At 75.7% G+C, this 531-nt stretch carries 1 protein-coding gene; it reads right to left on the bottom strand.

What is annotated here, in order from left to right; all coding sequences use genetic code 11:
* Positions 1–531: SDR family NAD(P)-dependent oxidoreductase (locus ACYVE9_RS30510; RefSeq protein WP_461031082.1), on the bottom strand; the 531-nt coding region annotated here is incomplete at both ends.

Raw genomic sequence — 531 nt, 5'->3', positions numbered from 1 at the left:
GAAGGCGTTGGCGGCGGAGTAGTTGGCCTGTCCGGCGCCGCCGAAGGTGCCGGCGGCGGAGGAGAACAGCACGAAGGCCGCGAGGTCCGCGTCCGCGGTGAGCTCGTGCAGGTGCCAGGCGCCGTCGGCCTTGGGCCGCAGGACGGTGTCGAAGCGGGCGGCGTCGAGGTCGGTCACCACCGAGTCGTCGGTGACACCCGCGGCGTGCACCACCCCGGTCAGCGGGGCGTCGGCCGGTACCTGGGCCAGCAGCCGTTCGACGTCCGCGCGGTCGGCGACGTCACAGGCCGCCAGGTGCACCCGGGCGCCCAGAGCGGTGAGTTCGGCGACCATCTCGGCGGCGCCGTCCGCGTCGGGGCCGCGCCGTCCGGCCAGCAGCAGGGAGCGCACCCCGTGCCGGGTGACGAGGTGCTGGGTGACGGTACGGCCAAGGGTTCCGGTGGCTCCGGTGACCAGGACGGTCCCGGCGGCGAGGTCGGCGGTCCGGTCCTCCGTGGTGGCCGTCGCGGCGTCGGGGACCAGGAGCTGTCC

The sequence above is a fragment of the Streptomyces sparsus genome, from assembly GCF_054776295.1.
Note: the sequence above shows the minus strand (reverse complement) of the source record. Positions and strands in the feature narration are given on the sequence as shown.